The organism is Sphingomonas sp. (assembly GCF_031426035.1).
Lineage (GTDB): Bacteria > Pseudomonadota > Alphaproteobacteria > Sphingomonadales > Sphingomonadaceae > Sphingomicrobium.
Map to the genome: position 1 here is coordinate 1 of NZ_JANPKO010000104.1, position 17242 is coordinate 17242.

The following is a 17242-nucleotide window of genomic DNA, read 5'->3' on the forward strand; positions in this document are numbered from 1 at the left end:
ATCCCGAACCCAAGGGCAGATTCCCACGCGTTACGCACCCGTGCGCCACTAGACCCGAAGGTCTCGTTCGACTTGCATGTGTTAGGCATGCCGCCAGCGTTCGTTCTGAGCCAGAATCAAACTCTCAAGTTGATGTACGACCTCGCCCGGTGGAATAACCGAATGAGGCCGATACTCTGGGAGCCGTTCCTGCACAAATATACAAACTGGTGTGTTTGCGTATGAGGACATTTGCTTCCCCCGCCCACGGCAAGCCGCGAACGAAAGTCACATTAAGGAACGGCATAAATTTACCGATCGACCTGAACCCAGAGGCTCCAGGAGACCGGGCCGCCGCCCACATGTCCCTTCATCTAACCAACAATGTCAAAGAGCCGACGCGTCTTCCTGCCCCCGGTTCGAATGGTTCCGGGCATCGGTCGTACCGACTAAGAAGAAGCGCGAAACGGAGGCGACCCGAAAACGGGCCCGCTACCGCTGCTGTGACGGGGCATATATGGAACGGTCGGCAAACCGTCAACGCCCTTTTTGCAAAAACATGACAGCCGGGGCGCCGTATCCCCTCGCTGCCGCGCACATCGGAGGCCAGCCCGAAGGCCGGCACCCCGCCGCTCGACCCTAGATAGGATGCCGCAGCGACCGATCAAGAGCCGCAAGCCGCTGATTCGGCGGCTGTTTCGGCGAAGACGGGCTGCCAGCGCGGCGAGCCCGCCTCACGCCCCCTGGATGTAGGCGCGCATCGCCTCCGCTTCGGCTTCGATCCGGTCCATGCGGTATTTGACCAGGTCGCCGATCGACACGATGCCGACGATCGCGCCGCCCTCGACCACCGGCAGATGGCGAATCCGGCGCTGGGTCATCAGCGCCAGCGCGGCGAGAATCGGAGTCGCGCGCTCGACGGTCAGCGCCGGCGCGGTCATCACCCTTGCCACCGGCCAGTCGAGCACTTCGGGACCATGCTCGCGCAGGCAATAAATCACGTCGCGCTCGGACATGATGCCGTTGACGCTGGCGCCGTCGACCACCGGCAGCGCGCCGATCCGCCGCTCGCCGAGCAGCGCCACGGCATCGCGCACGCTGGCTTCGGCCGCGATCGTCGCAACCTCGCTGCCCTTGCCCCCGAGGATCGCGCCGATGTCCATGTTTGCCTCCCTGATCAGAGTCGCAACCGGCCTTGATAGTCCCACGCGGCGCGGTCAAAGGGAAGCATGCCGGCGCCCGACCCCATTCCCCCACCACCGCCGCTGCCGCGCCACCTGCTGCTGCGCCGGTTCGGGCGGATCATGCGGCTGATGGCGCTGTTCGCGATCGCGGTGGCGGCGCTGGCGGTGGTGTTGGTCGCGCGCGGCGACGACGGCGTCCATATCCATATGCTGATCGCCACTGCGCTCGGGGTCGGCTTGAGCGTGCTCCTGGCGGGCGCGCTGATGAGCCTGGCGTTCTTGAGCGCATCAAGCGGGCGCGACGAGCTGGCGCGGCGCCATGACCCGGCGGAGAGCGACGACAGGGAGCAACCATGACCAATATCGAACGCGTGCCGATTTTGCGCGTGGTGCCCGGGCCGAGCGACATCAACGCCAACGGCCATATCTTCGGCGGCTGGGTGCTGAGCCAGATGGACATCGCCGCCGGCATCGTCGCCTCGCGCCGCGCCGACGGGCCGGTCGCGACGATCGCAATCGAGCGCATGGAATTCATCACGCCGATCCATTTGCGTGACCTCATTTCGGTGTTCGCGTGCATCGAGAAGGTCGGGCGGACGTCGATGAGCGTGCGCATCGAAGTGATCGCCCAGCGCGACCGCGGCGCGACCGAGCTCAAGGTCACCGAGGGCGTGTTCACCTTCGTCGCGCTCGACGAGAACCATCGCCCGCGCCCGGTCGACCGCGCAGCCGAAAGCGCGGCAACACCATAAGAAAAGGCCCCCGCGATCGCTCGCGAGGGCCTTTGCCTATTGATGTGCGATAGTCAGGCGGCGGGGGCGATATCGTCGCCCTCGGCGGGACGCGGCCGGCGCACGCGGCGGCGCGGCGCCGGCGCTTCGCCGTCACCATCGCCCGCTGCGGCAGGAGTGTCCGCACCGATGCCGATCGCCGGCGGCAAGGTCAGCGCGATTCCGCCACCGAGACCCTCTCCGCCGTCTTCGCCGTTGCGCTCGTCGCGTTCGAAGCGCGGGCGACGCTCGGCGCGGGCCGGGCGCGCGGCGCGCTCGGAGCGGTCGGGGGCATCGCCGCGCTCGGGCCGCTCGGCGCGCGGCGCGCGGTCGGGCCGTTCAGAGCGCTCGGGACGCTCGGCGCGAGCCGGCCGGTCATCGCGATTGCCGTCGCGGTTGCCACGGTCATTGCGGTCGTTGCGGTCGTTGCGCTCCTGGCGGTCGGAGCGGCCGTCGTCGCGCTGGCCTTGCTCGCGCTGATCGCCGTCGGCTTCGAGCATCTCGTTGCCGTCGTCGTCATCCTCGAGATCGTCGTCGCGCTGGCGATTCTGTTCGTCGTAGCGCGAGCGGCTTTCGCCGAGCACGCGGAAATAATGGTCGGCATATTGCAGGAAATATTCGGTCTGGACGCGGTCGCCGGCGAGTTGGGCGTCGCGTGCCATGCTCTTGTATTTCTCGAGCAACTGGGCGGCATTGCCGCGCTGGCGGTTGTCCTGGCGGTTGCCGTCCGGCCGTCCGCTCGAGCTCTGAGGCCGCTGTCCCCCGCGGCCGCGACGGCGGCCACCCTGACGATTGTTGATCAAATGCTACTTCCTCAACTGCAGAAGCGTTTCCCCTGTCGCCCGGCCAGGCCGCACTTGCGCGCGGGCTGACCCTTTCGTCCCGATCTTGCGCTTGCCTGAGCGCGTGTCGAACGGCCGATTGCGTCGGGGGTTGGTACGGGATGCTCAGCTTCAAAATGTCAGTGGAGCGGGCCCGGCCCTGGGCCAAGGTTTAGAGCGCTAAGCGACGGATGCCAAGCGATTTCGTTCACACCCAGGTTAACAGCAATGCGCGCGGTCGGCCGGCGAGATCGTTGGCGAGGCGGCAGGCGAGGCCGTCGCGGCACAGCAGCGCCGTCGCGCCGTCGGCCTGGTCGGCGCCAATCTCGACCGCGGCGAGGCCGTTGGGCGCCAGCAAGCTTGGCAGCTGCGGCGCCAGGACGCGATACGCATCGAGTCCCTCGGCGCCGGCGAACAGCGCTTCGGGGGGCTCATGCTCGAGCACGCCGGGACCGAGTTCGGCGGTGTCGGCGACGTAGGGCGGGTTGCACAGGATGAGGTCGAATTTTTCCGATATTCCCTCCGCCCAGTCGCCCAACCGGAACTCGGCGCGGTCCGCGAGGCCGAGGCGCGCGGCGTTGGCGCGGGCATAGTCGAGCGCCGCTTCCGACGAATCGACCCCGATGCCGGTCGCGTCCAGCCACAGGTCGAGCGCGGCGAGCAGCAGCGTGCCGGGCCCGGTGCCGAGGTCGAGGATGCGGCGCGGGCCGCCCTCGCCTCCCTTGCCTTCGCCGCCGCCGCCGCCGCCGCCGTCGAAGTGCTCGAGGGCGGAGGCGATCAGCACCTCGCTGTCGGGGCGCGGGATAAGCACCCCGGGGCCGACCCCGAGCTCGATGTTCCAGAACGCGCGGCGGCCGGTGATATAGGCGACCGGCTCGCCCGCGGCGCGGCGCTCGAGCATCGCGGCGAAGCGCTCGGGCACGGGGCCGTTGGGCGGCGCCAGCAGTAGGCGGTCGCGCTCGATGCCGAGCGCCTCGGCCATCAGCAGCTCGGCGTCGAGCCGCGCGGTGTCGCTGGTGGCGGACAGCAGGCGCGCGGCGTCGGCCAGCGCGCGGACGACGGGTTTCACGCCTCGTCGAGCCCCGCCAGCCGCTGCGCTTCGTCTTCCGAGCTCAGGGCCCCGACCAGTTCGGCAAGGCCTGGCCCCTCGAGGATCGCATCGAGCTTGTGGAGCGTAAGGTTGATGCGGTGGTCGGTGACGCGGCCTTGCGGAAAATTATAGGTGCGGATGCGCTCCGAGCGGTCGCCCGAGCCGACCATCGAGCGGCGCGTACCGGCGCGCTCGTCGGCGAGGCGGCTGCGCTCCAATTCGTAGAGCCGCGTGCGCAACACCTTGAGCGCCTTGGCCTTGTTCTTGTGCTGAGATTTCTCGTCCTGCTGGATGACCACCAGCCCGGTCGGCAAGTGGGTGATGCGGACCGCGCTGTCGGTGGTGTTTACCGACTGCCCTCCGGGGCCCGACGAGCGATAGACGTCGATGCGCAAATCGGCGTCGTTGATCACGACATCGACCTCTTCCGCCTCGGGCAGCACGGCAACAGTGGCGGCCGACGTGTGGATGCGCCCGCCGCTTTCGGTCGCGGGAACGCGCTGGACGCGGTGGACGCCGCTTTCGAATTTGAGGCGCGCGAACACGCCGTTGCCGGCGATCGACGCGATCGCTTCCTTGTAGCCGCCGACGTCCGACGCCGAGGCCGAGATCAGCTCGAAGCGCCAGCCCTGCTCTTCCGAGAAGCGTTGGTACATGCGCAGCAGGTCGCCGGCGAACAAGGCCGCCTCGTCACCGCCGGTGCCGGCGCGCACCTCGAGCATCGCGGCGCGGTCGTCGGCGGCGTCACGCGGCAGCAGCTTGACCGCCAGCGCGCGCTCGGCCTCGGGCAGCTTGGCCTCGATCGCGTGCAATTCCTCCTCGGCCATCGCGCGCATGTCGGCATCGGCGTCGCGGGTCATGGCGGCCAGGCTTTCGCGCTCGGCGCGCAGGCGGCGGACCTCGCGCGCGGCGGCGGCGACCGGCTCGATCGCAGCGTAATCCTTCGACAATTGGACGAACTGCTCGGGCGACAAGTCACCCGCGGACATCGCCTCGCTCAGCTCATGCTTCCTGGCCTCGATCGAGGCGATCCGTTCGGACGAGATTTTGGTCATGCCGGATCGGGCCAGTCGAGACCCGCCAAAGCGGCTTCGGCGCGCGGTGTTCCCGCGCCCTTGAAGCGCGCGGCGACCTTGCCGTCAGTGACGCCGAGCAGCAGCATTTCACTGGCGCCTTTCTTGACCGCGCGGTCGAAGCGCTTGCGCGGCGAGCCGGTGGCGACCAACTCGGCCGATAGCCCGGCGCGGCGCAACGCGGTCACCGCGCGCCACGCCGCGGCCATCGCGCGGTCGTCCTCGACCACCACCGCGACATCGAGCGTTTCGGGGGCGGGCGCGGCCATCATCATCGCCAGCCGCTCGACCCCGGCCGCCCATCCGACCGCGGGGGTGGGCGGGCCACCGAGCATTTCGGCGAGGCCGTCGTAGCGCCCGCCGGCAAGGACTGTGCCCTGCGAGCCCAGGCGATCGGTGACGAACTCGAACGCAGTGTGGCGGTAATAATCGATGCCGCGGACGAGTCGCGGGGCGCGCTCCCACGCAATCCCGGCCGCGTAGAGCCCGGCGGTGACTTGGGCGAAGAAATCGGCCGCTTCGGCGGTGAGGAAATCGTCGATCACCGGGGCGGCGTCGATGATCGGCCAGTCCTGGTGGACCTTGCTGTCGAGGATGCGCAGCGGGTTGCGCTCGAGCCGGTCGCGGCTGTCCGCGGAGAGATCGCCGGCCGATCCACGGAAATGCTCGTACAAAGCATCGCGCCAGCCCTGGCGCGTGGCGGGGTCCCCCAATGTGTTGAGCTTGAGCACGGCGCCGTCGGCGATGCCGAGCTCGCGCAGGAGATGATCGGCGAAGGCGAGCAATTCGACGTCGGACTGCGCCTCGCTTGAGCCGAGGATCTCGGCATCGAGCTGGTGGAACTGGCGGAAGCGGCCTTTTTGCGGGCGTTCGTAGCGGAACGCCGGGCCGTGGGTGGCGACCTTCAGCGGCGCGTATTGCTGCCAGCCTTCCGAAAGGTACGCGCGCGCAATCCCGGCGGTGAATTCGGGGCGCAGGGTGACCGCTTCCTCGCCCTTGTCGACGAAGCTGTACATCTCCTTGGAGACGACGTCGGTGGTTTCGCCCATGGTCCGCGCGAACACTGCGGTCGGCTCGAGCACCGGCACTTCGACGCGCTTGAAGCCGAACAGCCGGCGCGTAGCGTCGAACGCCGCGGTGACCGCGTGGAGGCGGTCGGCGTCTTCCCCAAGCAGGCTTTGAGTCCCCCGGACCGGCTGCAACATGGCCATGGCCGGGTCGCTAAAGCATTTTATGCTGAATTACCAAACGCCCGGGACTGCCGGGCAGGTGTCACGGCCGGCGCCAGCTGCCGCGGCCCGCGCCGAAGCGCGGCAAGAACAATTTGCGCACCGAAAGCATGATCGTGCGGCCCTGCGGGTCGAGCAGGTCGCGCTGGTAATTGACCGGCACGATGCCAGCCGCATCGCGCACTTTCTGCTTAGCGTCGAAGATATTGTCGACCTCGAGCCGTAGCTGCGAGCTGCGCAACCACGGGTATTTGGCGACGATTGTGAAGCGCTCGCCAAGATTGGCGAACAGCCTCAAATCGACGGTCGCCAGCGGCGAGAACCGCAGGTCGTCCCCATTCGAACTGTCGACCCGCGTGGCGCTCCGCACATTGCCCGACAGCCGCGCGCCGAGGCCGTTGTTCGACCAGCCGGCCTGAGCTTCGACTTCGTGGCGCGGGCGCCCACCCGACGAACCCAAAGCATCGCCGTGGAGATAGTCGAGCCCGGCTATGCCGGGGCGGATGGTGACTTCGTCCGTCAGGTTTACGGTGTGGGTGAGGGAAAACGTCAGCCGTCCCCCCTGGCGACCGCCTCCGCGTCCGCCACCGAATCCGGCCCCACGGCCACCAAAGCCGCCGCCGCCGCCAAACCCTTGACGATCGTCCGCGCCTTCTGGCCGTGGTGCCTCGGGTGGCGTTCCCTCCGGCGGAGTGCGTCCGGTTGGAGCGAAGCCGGCGGCGCGGCGCGCGCGGAACTGCTCGATTTGCGCAGGCGAGGGCGGCGCGGACCTGAGCGGTTGCGTAAAGTCGAAGCCCCAGCGCAGCGTGTCGCGGCGAGAGGAATCGAAGTTCACCGGGCGCAAGTCAGCGATGAGTAACTGGCCGTTGCAGGGTCGCGGTGTGCACGCAGCGCGCACGAAACGTTCGGGGAAGGCCGCCTCGATCGCTTCGCTTGGCCCGGGAAAGCTCGAAATCGGCCCGTCGAGCCGCGAATGGACATAGTCGGCGCGCAGCCGCAGATCGACTTTGGTCGACGGGCGCCAGTTGGCGCCGAGCTTGAAGATGTTGCGGCGATCGGCATCGAGATTTGGATTTCCGCCAGTGATGACGTTGGCCAGCACCGTCGCCCCGGTCGTGAAGTCGAAAATGCGGGTGCCCGGCGTATCGAGGATCGGATCGCCGAGTTGCTGGACGGAGGGCGCGCCTTCCTCGCGCGTCCAGCTCACGATCAGGTTCAATGGCTGTACTGGCGACCAGTTGAGCCCTGCGCCGAGCGTCGTCAGCGTGCCGAAGTCGGACAGTTGCTCGACTTCGGCGTTGGCATTGAGCGTGAGGTTGCCGAGCGCGCTGAAATCGCGGCTGCGGCGCGACACGGGCAGGTCGATGTTGATCGATCCGCTGCCCCGGGTGCGGCCGAGCGAGTTTGAGATGGCGATGCCCGCTCGGCGCCGGCTGGTGTCGAGGTGCAAGGTGTCGGCGCCGACGCGGAACGTGGCGCTGGCGTCCCCGGCCGGGAGCTTGAACAGCGGGCCGTTGGCGGTCGCGTCGAGCCCGCCCGATGAGCTCGTCGATCGGGAGCGGTCGCGGCTGAGGTCGGGATCGCTGGGATCGCTGATGGTGAGGTTGCGCGCGATGTCTGCGTTGCCAGTCACCGACCAGCGCCACCGGGCCTTGTCCCAGTTGAGCGCGAGACCGGCGTGGGCGCTGTCAGCGGAGACGTTGCGGACGCGCGGGTCAATGCCGCCAGGTAGCGGCGATCCGTCGCTGAACAGCGGGTAACCGAGAAGCGACCTGCCTTCGCTGTGCTGGACTTCGGCGTTGAGCGTGGCCGAGACATTGCCGAGCACCTGGCGGTTGTGCGTGGCCGTTCCGCGCAGCAGGCTCCCCGAGCCAATGAGCGTGCGCGCGGTACGGGGATCGAGCTCGGGATTGGCAGGCAATGGCTGCAGCACGATATCGCGCTCGGACTCGGTCAAGTCGCCGTTTGCCTCGGCGTGAACGTTGACCGTGGTGCGGCCGGCGCGTTCGATCGCCAGCTGGGTGACGTCGCCCAGTCCGGCGAGGTATCCGCCCTCCGTTGCAGCGCTGCCTTGGGCGCGGACGGCGGTCGAGCGAAATCGCTCGCGGAGGACGAAATTGACCACGCGCTGGTCGGCCCGGTAACCGTATTTGAGCGCGACTTCTTCGGGCAGGATCTCGACCCGCTGGATGGCTTCGGTGGGGATGTCGCGCAGTTCGCGGAAACCCGAAATGCGCTGGCCGTTGAGGAGCAGGACGGGCCGCTCGCCGCCGCGCCCGCGTGCGCTTCCGAGCTGCGGCGCAAGCGCTTCCAGGAGCTCGTCGATGCTGGTCGCGCCGGTCGCGCGGACATCGCGGCCAGTAAGCGTGTTTTCCGGAGGGATGTCGCCAACCACGGAACCGCGCGGGCGCTGGCCGACGACCACGATGTCTTCTTCGTCGGCGTCGACGTCGGGGTCGGCCTCGAGCGGCGCCGGCGCTTCGGGCGGCGCGGTTTCCTGTGCCGCCAAGGGAGCGGACATCGCGGCCGAGGCGAGCAGGGCCAGTACGCGGGCGCGGTGCAGTGAAGAGACTTTCATCCCGCCGTGCCTAAGCAGGCGAGGTGAACCTTGACTGACACGCGAGTTCAGGCGGTCAGCCTGAGACCGGCGATGGCGGCGACGATCGCAAGGATCAGCAGGACGCGGACAGTGCCCGCGGGCTCGTGGAAGAAGGCGATGCCGACCAGCACGGTGCCGACCGCGCCGATCCCGCCCCACACGGCATAAGCGGTGCCCATCGGGATGGTCCGCGCGGCGAGCTCGAGCAGCGCCATGCTGATCCCGACCGAGACCAGGAAGGCGAGCGTCCACGGCAGATTGCGAAAGCCGTCGACGAAGCGCAGCGAGGTGGTGAAGCCGACTTCGAACAGCCCGCCGAGGATCAAATAAAACCACGCCATCGATGCATCCCTTAGCCGGCCTAGGCGGCGACTTCCATTTCGGGCGCCTTGCCCGGCTCGCGGCGGGCGGCGAGCAGGCAGCCGCCGACGATCAGCGCCGCGCCGGCGATGGTGTAGAGCGAGACGCCCTCGTCGAACACCAGCCAACCGAGCGCGGCGGCCCACAGGAACGCGCTATATTCGGTGACCGAGAGATAGCCAGCCTCGGCGCGGGCGTAGGCGAAGGCGAACAGCAACACCCCGGCGAACGACATCGCCGCGGCGACCACGATCCAGCCCCACTGCACGCCGGGCCATTCGGGCATGCCGAGGAAGGGGATCGCCGCCAGCATCAGCACGGTGATCGTCAGGCTCTGGAAGAAGCTGATCTCGAGCGGCTTGGCGGCCTGCGCCTGGTGGCGCATCATGACGATGTTGACCGCATAGCACAGCGCCGAGGCGAGGATCGCGGCGGTGCCGAGCAGCACGCCGGGGCCGAGCTCGGCGCGCGCCTGGCCGGCGACGATCACGACCACCCCGGCGAACGCCGCGAGCGAGCCGAGCACCGAGCGCCGGCCGATCTTCTCCCCGAGCACGATCGCCGCCAGCACCAGCGCGATCAGCGGCGCGATGAAGGTCAAGGCGATCGCCTGTGCCATCGGCACGCGCGCCAGCCCCCAGAAGAACAACAGCGCCATCACGGTCACCACCGCGCCGCGCGCGACGTGGATGCGGAGCGTGGCGCGGCTCGGCCACGGCAGGCGGCGCGGCAAATAGAGGGCGGAGGCCATCACCAGGCCGACCAATGCGCGCCACACGCTGACCGCGTAAATCCCGAGCGCGAGCACCAGCGCCTTCATCACCGCGTCCATCACCGACAGCACGCCGACCGCGACGAGCGCGACGATAAAGGCCTGGACGGGATGCTGGGCGACGCGGTTCATGCCGCCGCCCTTAGCGGGGGTTATTCGGCGGCGTCGAGAGATGCGGTGCCGGCGGACGGCACCGACGCGTCGATCAGCAGCGGCGGCTCGGACTGCGACGAAGCGATGTGATCGGCGAACGCACCGCCCAGAATCAGGATCAACAACAGCTTAGCCATGGCGCCTTGATGCGCCCGGAAAGTGAAAAAAGGGCTAAGCTACTCGGCGGCGTGGAGGGTTTTTTGGACCATATCCGCGGCTTCGATCTCGGCCGCCTTGGCTTCGACCAGGCGGACGATGTGGTCGATCATGTCGGCGTCCTGGATGTGGTGGTCGGTGACGCCCGAGAGATAGACCATGTGCTTGCCCTGGCCGCCACCGGTAATGCCGATGTCGGTCTCGCGCGCTTCGCCCGGGCCGTTGACGACGCAGCCGAGGACGCTGAGCGAGAGCGGGGTGCGGATGTGCTGAAGCCGCTCCTCCAGCGCCTCGACAGTGCGGATGACGTCGAAGCCCTGGCGCGCGCAGCTCGGGCAGGAGACGACGCGCACTCCGCGGTTGCGGATGCCTAGCGATTTGAGCAGCTCGTAGCCGACGCGGACTTCCTCCTCGGGCTCGGCCGAGAGCGAGACGCGGATGGTGTCGCCGATGCCCGCCCACAGCAGCGAACCCATGCCGATCGCCGACTTGACGGTGCCGCCGATCAGCCCGCCGGCCTCGGTGATGCCGAGGTGGAGCGGGCAATCGACCTGCTCGGCGAGCTGCTGGTAGGCGGCGACGGCGAGGAACAGGTCGGACGCTTTCACGGCGACTTTATAGTCGCGAAAGCCGTGGTCCTCGAGGATACGGATGTGGTCCATCGCGCTTTCGACCAAAGCCTCGGGGCACGGCTCGCCGTACTTCTCCAGCAGGTCTTTCTCGAGGCTGCCGGCGTTGACCCCGATGCGGATCGCGCAGCCGTTGGCGCGCGCGGCGGCGATGACTTCCTTGACCCGCTCCGACGATCCGATGTTGCCGGGGTTGATGCGCAGGCAGGCGGCGCCGGCATCGGCGGCTTCCAAGGCGCGCTTGTAGTGGAAATGGATGTCGGCGACGATCGGCACGGTCGACGCGCGGACGATCTCCCGGAGCGCGGCGGTGCTGGCGACGTCGGGGCACGAGACGCGGATGATGTCGACCCCGGCCTCCTCGCAGCGACGGATCTGGGCGATCGTCGCGGCGGCATCCGAGGTCGGGGTGTTGGTCATGGTCTGCACCGTGACCGGCGCATCGCCGCCGACGGCGACGTTGCCGACCATGATCTGGCGCGACTTGCGCCGCTCGATGGTTCGCCAGGGGCGCAGGGATGACATGGCGCGCATATAGGCGCTCGGGCGCGATGGGCCAAGCGAGGGCGCCCGCCCCCGCCAGGGGAGTCGCCCGCGATATTCAAACCTGATAGATGCCGGATGCAGGAACAGGGGGCAGCTGAATGCCGAAGCTCGCCCGAGTGCAGGCGTGGGTTGGCGACCGCGACGAGCGCGGCGGGACGACTGCGGCCGGATCCGCGGCGCCGCTGCCGGCGGGGGTTGCGGCGGCGCGCTATTATGCATTCCTCAGCTACAGCCACCAGGACGAGGCGATGGCCGACTGGCTGCATCGCTCGCTCGAGGGTTTTCGCGTGCCGCCGGCGCTCACCGGGCGCGAGACCGCGACGGGGACGGTGCCCGCGCGGCTGAGCCCGATTTTCCGCGACCGCCGCGAGCTGGCGGCGGCGGGCAACCTCAGCGACGAAATCCGTGACGCATTGGAGGCATCGCGGTTCCTCATAGTGCTATGCTCGCCGGCGGCGGCCAAATCGCGCTGGACCAATGCCGAGATCGAGATGTTCAAGCGGCGCCGGCCCGACGGCTGCGTGCTGGCGGCGATCGTCGACGGCGAGCCGTTCGCGAGCGAACTTCCCGGGCGCGAGGAGGAGGAGTGCCTGCCCCCCGCGTTGCGGCTGCGCTACGACCGGCGCGGACGACCGACGACCAAGCGCGCCGAGCCGCTCGCCGCCGATTTGCGCGCGCACCGCGACGGCAGGCGCATGGGGCTGCTCAAGCTGATCGCAGGGATGCTCGGGGTCGGGCTCGACGAATTGGTCCAGCGCGACACGCTGCGGCGGCAGCGGCGGCTGGCGTGGCTGGCGGCGGCGTCGCTGGCGGGGATGGCGATGACCAGCGGGCTGGCGATCGCCGCGCTCGATGCGCGCGACGCGGCGCGCGACCAGCGCCGCGCGGCCGAGGGGCTGGTCGGGTTCATGCTCGGCGATTTGAAGGACAAGCTCGAGCCGTTGGGGCGGCTCGACGTGCTCGACGCGGTGGGGGCGCGCGCGCTCGAATATTACCGCAGCCAGGACAAGGCGGCGCTGAGCGACGACAGTTTGGCGCAGCGCTCGCGCGCGCTGACGCTGATGGGCGGGATCGCTAGCAGCCGCGGCGATCTGGCGGGGGCGCTGCGTCGCTACCAGGAGGCATTGGCGGGGAGCGAGGAAGCGTTGCGCCGCGCGCCCGACGACCCGCAGCGGATTTTCGACCATGCGCAGAATGTATTCTGGGTGAGCGACATTGCGTGGCAGCGCGGGCAGATCGGCCAGGCCGAAGCCGCGATGCGCGAGTATAAGCGGCTCGCGCGGCGGCTGGTGGCGCTCGACCCGAACAACCCGAGATGGCGGATGGAGCCGCTCTACGCCGACACCAATCTGGGGGCGATCCTGGTCGAGACGCGGCGCTATGGCGAGGCGGCGGCTATCTTCCAGTCGTCGCTCGGCGCGGCCGAGGCGCTGGCCGCCGCCGAGCCGGGCAACACTGCGCACCAGAAACTGCTCAGCGAGGGGCTGGCGTGGCTGGCCGAGGCGCGCGAGAAAGAGGGCCGGCTGGACGATGCGCTGGCCCAGCGCGAGCGGCAGATCGGCTTGCTCGAGCGGCTCATCGCGACGCCCAACAGCGACGCCGCGTTCCGCCAGCAGGCGATGATCGCCGAGCGCGCGGCGGGGCGGCTGTATGCGATGCGCGGCGACCTTACGCTGGGGCTCGAGCATTTGCGCAAGTCGGTCGCGATCGGGGCGGCGCTGATGCGCTCCGAGCCGGGCAATGCCGACTGGGCGGGGCAAGCGGCGTCGTCCTACCTCGATCTCGGCGAGGTGCAGTTGGCGGCGGGGCGCGGCGGCGAGGCCGGGGTGTCGGCGCGCGCCGGCTGCGACATCGCCCAGCGGCTGGCGCGGCGCGACACCAGCGTCGAGGCGTGGCGGGTCGATTTGCGCGGCGCGTGCTGGAGTTTGCGGGCGCGGTTGGCGCTGACCAGCGACGCCGATGGCGAGGCGGCGGCGCTAGCGGCGCAATTGGTGCGCGCGGCGCGGGCCGAAGTGGCGCGCGCGAAGTCGGCCGACGCGCGGTTCGCGCTGGCCAATGCGCAATTGATCGCGGCGCTGGTGGCGACCTCGGCGGGCGACCGCGCGGCGGCGCACGCGGGTTTCGACGCCGCGCTCGGTGCGTGGCCCAAGGGCGTTGCCGAGACCCCGGCGCTGACCGCGCGGCGGGTAGTCATTCTCGACGGGCTGGGGCGCACTGCGGAGGCCGAGGCCGCCGGCGCCAAGCTCGCCGCGATCGGCTATCGCCACCCGATTTACTTGCGCGACCGCCGCCTGATCAGTTTATCTCAGCCGAAAGGAGCCGCCCGATGAGCAACGCCGACCGCAAGATCACGGTCCACGCCAAGAAGGACCCGACCAAGCCGAACGGAATCGCGTTCAGCATGAAGGACGAGGACGGCACCGTCGGCGACGAGCTGGTGTTCGACAAGAAGCAGGAGATGAAGAAGTCCGAGCATCACAAAGTGACCTTCAAGCTGGTGCGCGAGCAGGGGGTGAGCCTGCGCTTCCCGAGCGACAAGAAGCGCGCGATGTGGGTGCGCAAGGACGGCGCGACGACGCTGGCGGCGTGCCCGACCGCGCAGGACCAGCATCCCGACATCACCGCCCAGCAGGTCAGCGCCAACGAGCTCATTGTGCACAACAAGAATCCGGAGGCCGCGAAGTACAAGTTCGCGCTCAATTTCGTGAAGCCGACCGACAAGGACGAAAGCGACCTGATCACCTACGATCCGGTGTATGTGAACCGCAACGGCGGGACGGCAGCGGTCAGCAGCATGCTGGTCCTGGCATTGCTCGGGGCGGGCGCGGTGGCGCTGTTCGCGACCATGACCCTGTGCTCGCGGCCCGACCAGCCGGACGCGCAAAGCAATTGAACTGGTGACGCCGCCCGAAGGCCCGCCGCGGCCGCCGTTCGTGCTCAGCGTCGGGGTCACCGGTCACCGCAATGGCGCGCTCGGCGGCGGCGGCGGCGACGCGTTGCGGGGGCGGATCGGCGATGCCTTGGCGCTGCTCGCGGATGCCGCCGAAGCGGTGCGCGCGCGGGGGAGCGATTGCTTTGTCGCCGACGCGACGCGGCTGCAATTCGTGTCGCCGCTGGCCGACGGCGCCGACCAGATCGCGGCGGAGGCGGCGCTGGAGCGCGGCTATACGCTGCACGCGGTGCTGCCGTTCGGGCGGGCGGATTATCGCGCGAGCCTGGCCGACGAGCCGTCGCGGGCGCGGTTCGACGCGCTGCTCGCCCGCGCTGCGTGCGCGCTCGAATTGCCGGGCGAGGAGCGCGACCAGCCCGAGGCCTATGTCATGACCGGGCGCGCCACAGTGGCGCATTGCGACGTGCTGCTGGCGGTGTGGGACGGGCTTCCCCCGCGCGGGCGCGGCGGCACCGCCGAAGTGGTGCAACAGGCGATCGTGCGCGGCACGCCGGTGCTCCATGTGCCGGTCGATGCGGCGCAGCCGGCGCGGCTGCTGTGGGCGGCGTTCGACCCCGCGGTGCTGACCCAAGGCGAGGACGCGATGGCCGAGCGGCCGTTCACGCGCGAGCATGCCGAGCATATGCTGGAGGCGCTGCTGCTGCCGCCGGCCGACCCGCAGGAGCACGCGTTCCTGGCGCAGTTCGCGGGCGAGCGGGCGCGGCGGATCCGGGCGCGGATCGAATATCCGCTGCTGCTCGCCGCGGCGGGGGTCAAACGGTTCCGGCCGGGCGACATCCGCGAGGCGCGGGCGGTGGCCGGGATCGAGGAGGAATGGCGGCATTATCGCGAGCAGTGCGAGCATCATCTGATCGACACCGGGAGCGCGGTGCTCGAGGCCGCCTACAGCTGGGCCGACCGGCTGGCGACGCACTTCGCGCAAACCTATCGCAGCGGGCATGTGTTCAACTTCGTGCTTGGCGGGCTGGCGGTGTGCCTTGGCCTGAGCTCGTTCATGTGGCCGCACCTGCTGCTGCCGATGGCGGTGCTCGAATTCCTCATCACGCTGGCGATCATCGCCAACACAAGGGTCGGGGTGCGCAACCAGTGGCACCGCCGCTGGCTCGACTACCGCCAGCTCGCCGAACGGCTGCGCCCGATGCGCAGCCTGAAACTGCTCGGGATCGCCGCGCCCGACCCGCCGGGCACCCCGACCAACCCGGTGCCGCGGCGGTGGATCGACTGGTACGCGAGCGGGATGTGGCGCGCGATGGGCTGCCCGGCGGGCGCGATCGACCCGGAGCGGGCACGCCAGCTGGCGGCGTCGATCGCGGCGCTCGAGGTCGCCCCCCAAGTCGCCTATCACGACCGCAGCTCGGGACAGATCAATCTGCTCGACCAGCGCCTCGAATCGATCGCCGCGGTGCTATTCTGGGCAACGCTGATCGTGTGCGTGGCGACGGTGCTCGGGCGCGCCTTCGCCCCCGATCTGCTGGCACGCGCGAACAATTGGTTCACGCTGATCGGGGCGGGCTTCCCGGCGATCGGCACCGCGGTGTTCGGGATCCGCTTCCAGGGCGATTTCGGCGGCAGCGCGCTGCGCAGCCAGGCGACCGCCAACGCGCTGCGCCAGATCGACGCCGAGCTGAGCAAGGGGGTCGGCCTCAACCGCGCCGCCGACCTCGCCGAGCAGGCCGCGCGGACGATGCTGTCCGACCTCGACGAGTGGCGGCTGGTCAACCAGCAGCAAGATCTCGGAATGGCCTGACGGCTTACTTTTTCGTCGTTTTGGCCGGCCGGCCGCGTTTGCGGGGGGTTGGCGCGCCCAGTTTTACGCCGCGGTCCTTCAATGCCTCGCGCAAAAGGCATTCGACCTGGGCGTTGACGCTGCGCAGCTCGGCGGCGGCGCAGCGCTCGACCGCCGCCCACAGGGCCGGATCGACCCTGAGCGGATAGGCCTTGCGCTCGCCGCCGCCGGGCATGGCCTTAGGTGTACAACGTACCGGTGTTGACGACCGGCTGGGTGTCGCGCTCGCCGCACAGCACGACCATCAAATTGGACACCATCGCGGCGCGGCGCTCGTCGTCCAATTCGACGACGTTTTTCTCGGACAGCATGGCGAGCGCCATCTCGACCATTCCGACCGCGCCCTCGACCAAAGTCTTGCGCGCGGCGACCACGGCTTGCGCCTGCTGGCGGCGGAGCATCGCCCCGGCGATCTCCTGGGCGTAGGCCAAGTGGGTAAATCCACATTCGTCGACGGTGATTCCGGCGACCGCGAGGCGATCCTGCAATTCGCCGCGCAGCTCAACCCCGACCTGGTCGTGGTTGCCGCGAAGGGTCACTTCGAGATGCTCGAAATCGTCATAGGGGTAACGCGAGCCGATGGTGCGGATGGCGGCCTCGACCTGGACGCGGACGAACTGCTTGTAATCGTCGACGTCGAACAGGGCCTGCGAGGTGTCGACCACGCGCCACACGATCTGCGCCGCCATCTCGATCGGGTTGCCGCGCAGGTCGTTGACCTTGATTCGCTCGGAAATGAAGTTGTTGGCGCGCACCGAGACCTTCTTGCGCATCATCCACGGCAGCACCCAGCGCAGCCCGGTGGTGCGGTCGGTGCCGCGATAGGCACCGAACAATGTGATCGCCGCGGCCTGGTTGGGCTGGAGCATGTAGAATCCGCAGGAGATGAGCAGGGCGGCCAGCGCACCGCCGAACAAGGCGATCATGGTCAGCGGGCCGCGATCGTCGCTGGTGAGGCGGACGAAGCCGAGCACCATCGCCGCGATTGCGACCGCGAGCAGCAGCAGCATGATGTAGCCGTTGAAGCCCGCCGCCGGCCGTTCGGTGCTGGGGTTGAGTGCGATCTGAGCGCGAGTCGCCATGTGTGCCTCCCTTTATTTGATATCATATTAATATCGGAGCGAAGCCCGAGTCAATTGGAATCG

At 69.0% G+C, this 17242-nt stretch carries 17 protein-coding genes and 1 rRNA gene; 5 read left to right on the forward strand and 13 right to left on the reverse strand.

Annotated features, from left to right (window positions below; all coding sequences use genetic code 11):
• Both RMP08_RS07525 and RMP08_RS07530 read right to left on the reverse strand, forming a co-directional pair.
• Positions 1-132: ribosomal RNA gene (locus tag RMP08_RS07525) — 16S ribosomal RNA — on the reverse strand; the annotation flags it as partial.
• A gap of 581 nt (positions 133-713) precedes the next feature.
• Entirely contained in the window at positions 714-1142 is a 429-nt protein-coding gene (locus RMP08_RS07530; RefSeq protein WP_310468376.1) for a CBS domain-containing protein, read from the reverse strand.
• A 66-nt stretch (positions 1143-1208) separates the two neighbouring features.
• Here RMP08_RS07530 and RMP08_RS07535 point away from each other — a divergent pair, with 66 nt between their 5' ends.
• Positions 1209-1520, forward strand: a complete 312-nt coding sequence (locus tag RMP08_RS07535) for a hypothetical protein (protein WP_310468377.1) — start codon at positions 1209-1211, stop codon at positions 1518-1520.
• On the forward strand, positions 1517-1915 hold the full coding sequence (locus RMP08_RS07540) for an acyl-CoA thioesterase (RefSeq protein ID WP_310468378.1): 399 nt from the start codon (positions 1517-1519) through the stop codon (positions 1913-1915). The genes RMP08_RS07535 and RMP08_RS07540 overlap by 4 nt, the downstream gene beginning before the upstream one ends.
• 53 nt (positions 1916-1968) lie before the next feature.
• Here the strand turns inward: RMP08_RS07540 and RMP08_RS07545 are convergent, their stop codons facing one another.
• From RMP08_RS07545 to ispG, 9 genes are all read right to left on the reverse strand, one after another.
• The gene (locus tag RMP08_RS07545) at positions 1969-2736 is read right to left on the reverse strand and encodes a DUF4167 domain-containing protein (RefSeq protein ID WP_310468379.1); all 768 of its coding nucleotides are present in this window, start codon (positions 2734-2736) and stop codon (positions 1969-1971) included.
• A 226-nt stretch (positions 2737-2962) separates the two neighbouring features.
• Complete coding sequence (gene prmC, locus RMP08_RS07550) at positions 2963-3823, reverse strand: peptide chain release factor N(5)-glutamine methyltransferase (RefSeq protein WP_310468381.1); 861 nt, start codon at positions 3821-3823, stop codon at positions 2963-2965.
• On the reverse strand, positions 3820-4899 hold the full coding sequence (prfA, locus tag RMP08_RS07555) for a peptide chain release factor 1 (protein WP_310468382.1): 1080 nt from the start codon (positions 4897-4899) through the stop codon (positions 3820-3822). The genes prmC and prfA overlap by 4 nt, the downstream gene beginning before the upstream one ends.
• A complete protein-coding gene (hisS, locus tag RMP08_RS07560) occupies positions 4896-6128 on the reverse strand; it encodes a histidine--tRNA ligase (RefSeq protein ID WP_310468383.1) in 1233 nt (410 codons plus the stop codon). The genes prfA and hisS overlap by 4 nt, the downstream gene beginning before the upstream one ends.
• A gap of 61 nt (positions 6129-6189) precedes the next feature.
• Positions 6190-8724 carry a TonB-dependent receptor plug domain-containing protein gene (locus tag RMP08_RS07565; protein ID WP_310468384.1) on the reverse strand — a complete coding sequence of 845 codons (2535 nt, stop codon included), beginning with the start codon at positions 8722-8724 and terminating at the stop codon, positions 6190-6192.
• Between the two features lie 47 nt (positions 8725-8771).
• A complete protein-coding gene (locus RMP08_RS07570) occupies positions 8772-9086 on the reverse strand; it encodes a multidrug efflux SMR transporter (RefSeq protein ID WP_310468385.1) in 315 nt (104 codons plus the stop codon).
• Positions 9087-9106: 20 nt separating this feature from the next.
• Entirely contained in the window at positions 9107-10009 is a 903-nt protein-coding gene (locus tag RMP08_RS07575) for a DMT family transporter (protein ID WP_310468386.1), read from the reverse strand.
• A gap of 20 nt (positions 10010-10029) precedes the next feature.
• Complete coding sequence (locus RMP08_RS07580) at positions 10030-10167, reverse strand: hypothetical protein (RefSeq protein ID WP_310468387.1); 138 nt, start codon at positions 10165-10167, stop codon at positions 10030-10032.
• A gap of 39 nt (positions 10168-10206) precedes the next feature.
• Positions 10207-11340 (reverse strand): flavodoxin-dependent (E)-4-hydroxy-3-methylbut-2-enyl-diphosphate synthase, encoded by a 1134-nt coding sequence (gene ispG / locus RMP08_RS07585; RefSeq protein ID WP_310468389.1) that lies wholly within the window; start codon positions 11338-11340, stop codon positions 10207-10209.
• Between the two features lie 119 nt (positions 11341-11459).
• On the opposite strand from ispG, the gene RMP08_RS07590 reads away from it, so the two are divergent.
• The 3 genes from RMP08_RS07590 to RMP08_RS07600 are packed head-to-tail and all read left to right on the forward strand — an operon-like array spanning position 11460 to position 16058.
• Complete coding sequence (locus tag RMP08_RS07590) at positions 11460-13691, forward strand: toll/interleukin-1 receptor domain-containing protein (RefSeq protein WP_310468390.1); 2232 nt, start codon at positions 11460-11462, stop codon at positions 13689-13691.
• The gene (locus RMP08_RS07595) at positions 13688-14254 is read left to right on the forward strand and encodes a hypothetical protein (protein WP_310468391.1); all 567 of its coding nucleotides are present in this window, start codon (positions 13688-13690) and stop codon (positions 14252-14254) included. Before RMP08_RS07590 ends, RMP08_RS07595 begins: the two co-directional genes overlap by 4 nt.
• A gap of 4 nt (positions 14255-14258) precedes the next feature.
• Positions 14259-16058: a hypothetical protein gene (locus RMP08_RS07600; protein ID WP_310468392.1), complete on the forward strand. Its 1800-nt coding sequence runs from the start codon at positions 14259-14261 to the stop codon at positions 16056-16058.
• Positions 16059-16062: 4 nt separating this feature from the next.
• Here the strand turns inward: RMP08_RS07600 and RMP08_RS07605 are convergent, their stop codons facing one another.
• Entirely contained in the window at positions 16063-16272 is a 210-nt protein-coding gene (locus RMP08_RS07605; protein ID WP_310468393.1) for a toxin-antitoxin system HicB family antitoxin, read from the reverse strand.
• A 4-nt stretch (positions 16273-16276) separates the two neighbouring features.
• Entirely contained in the window at positions 16277-17179 is a 903-nt protein-coding gene (locus tag RMP08_RS07610) for an SPFH domain-containing protein (protein ID WP_310468394.1), read from the reverse strand.
• Between the last annotated feature and the right edge of the window lie 63 nt (positions 17180-17242).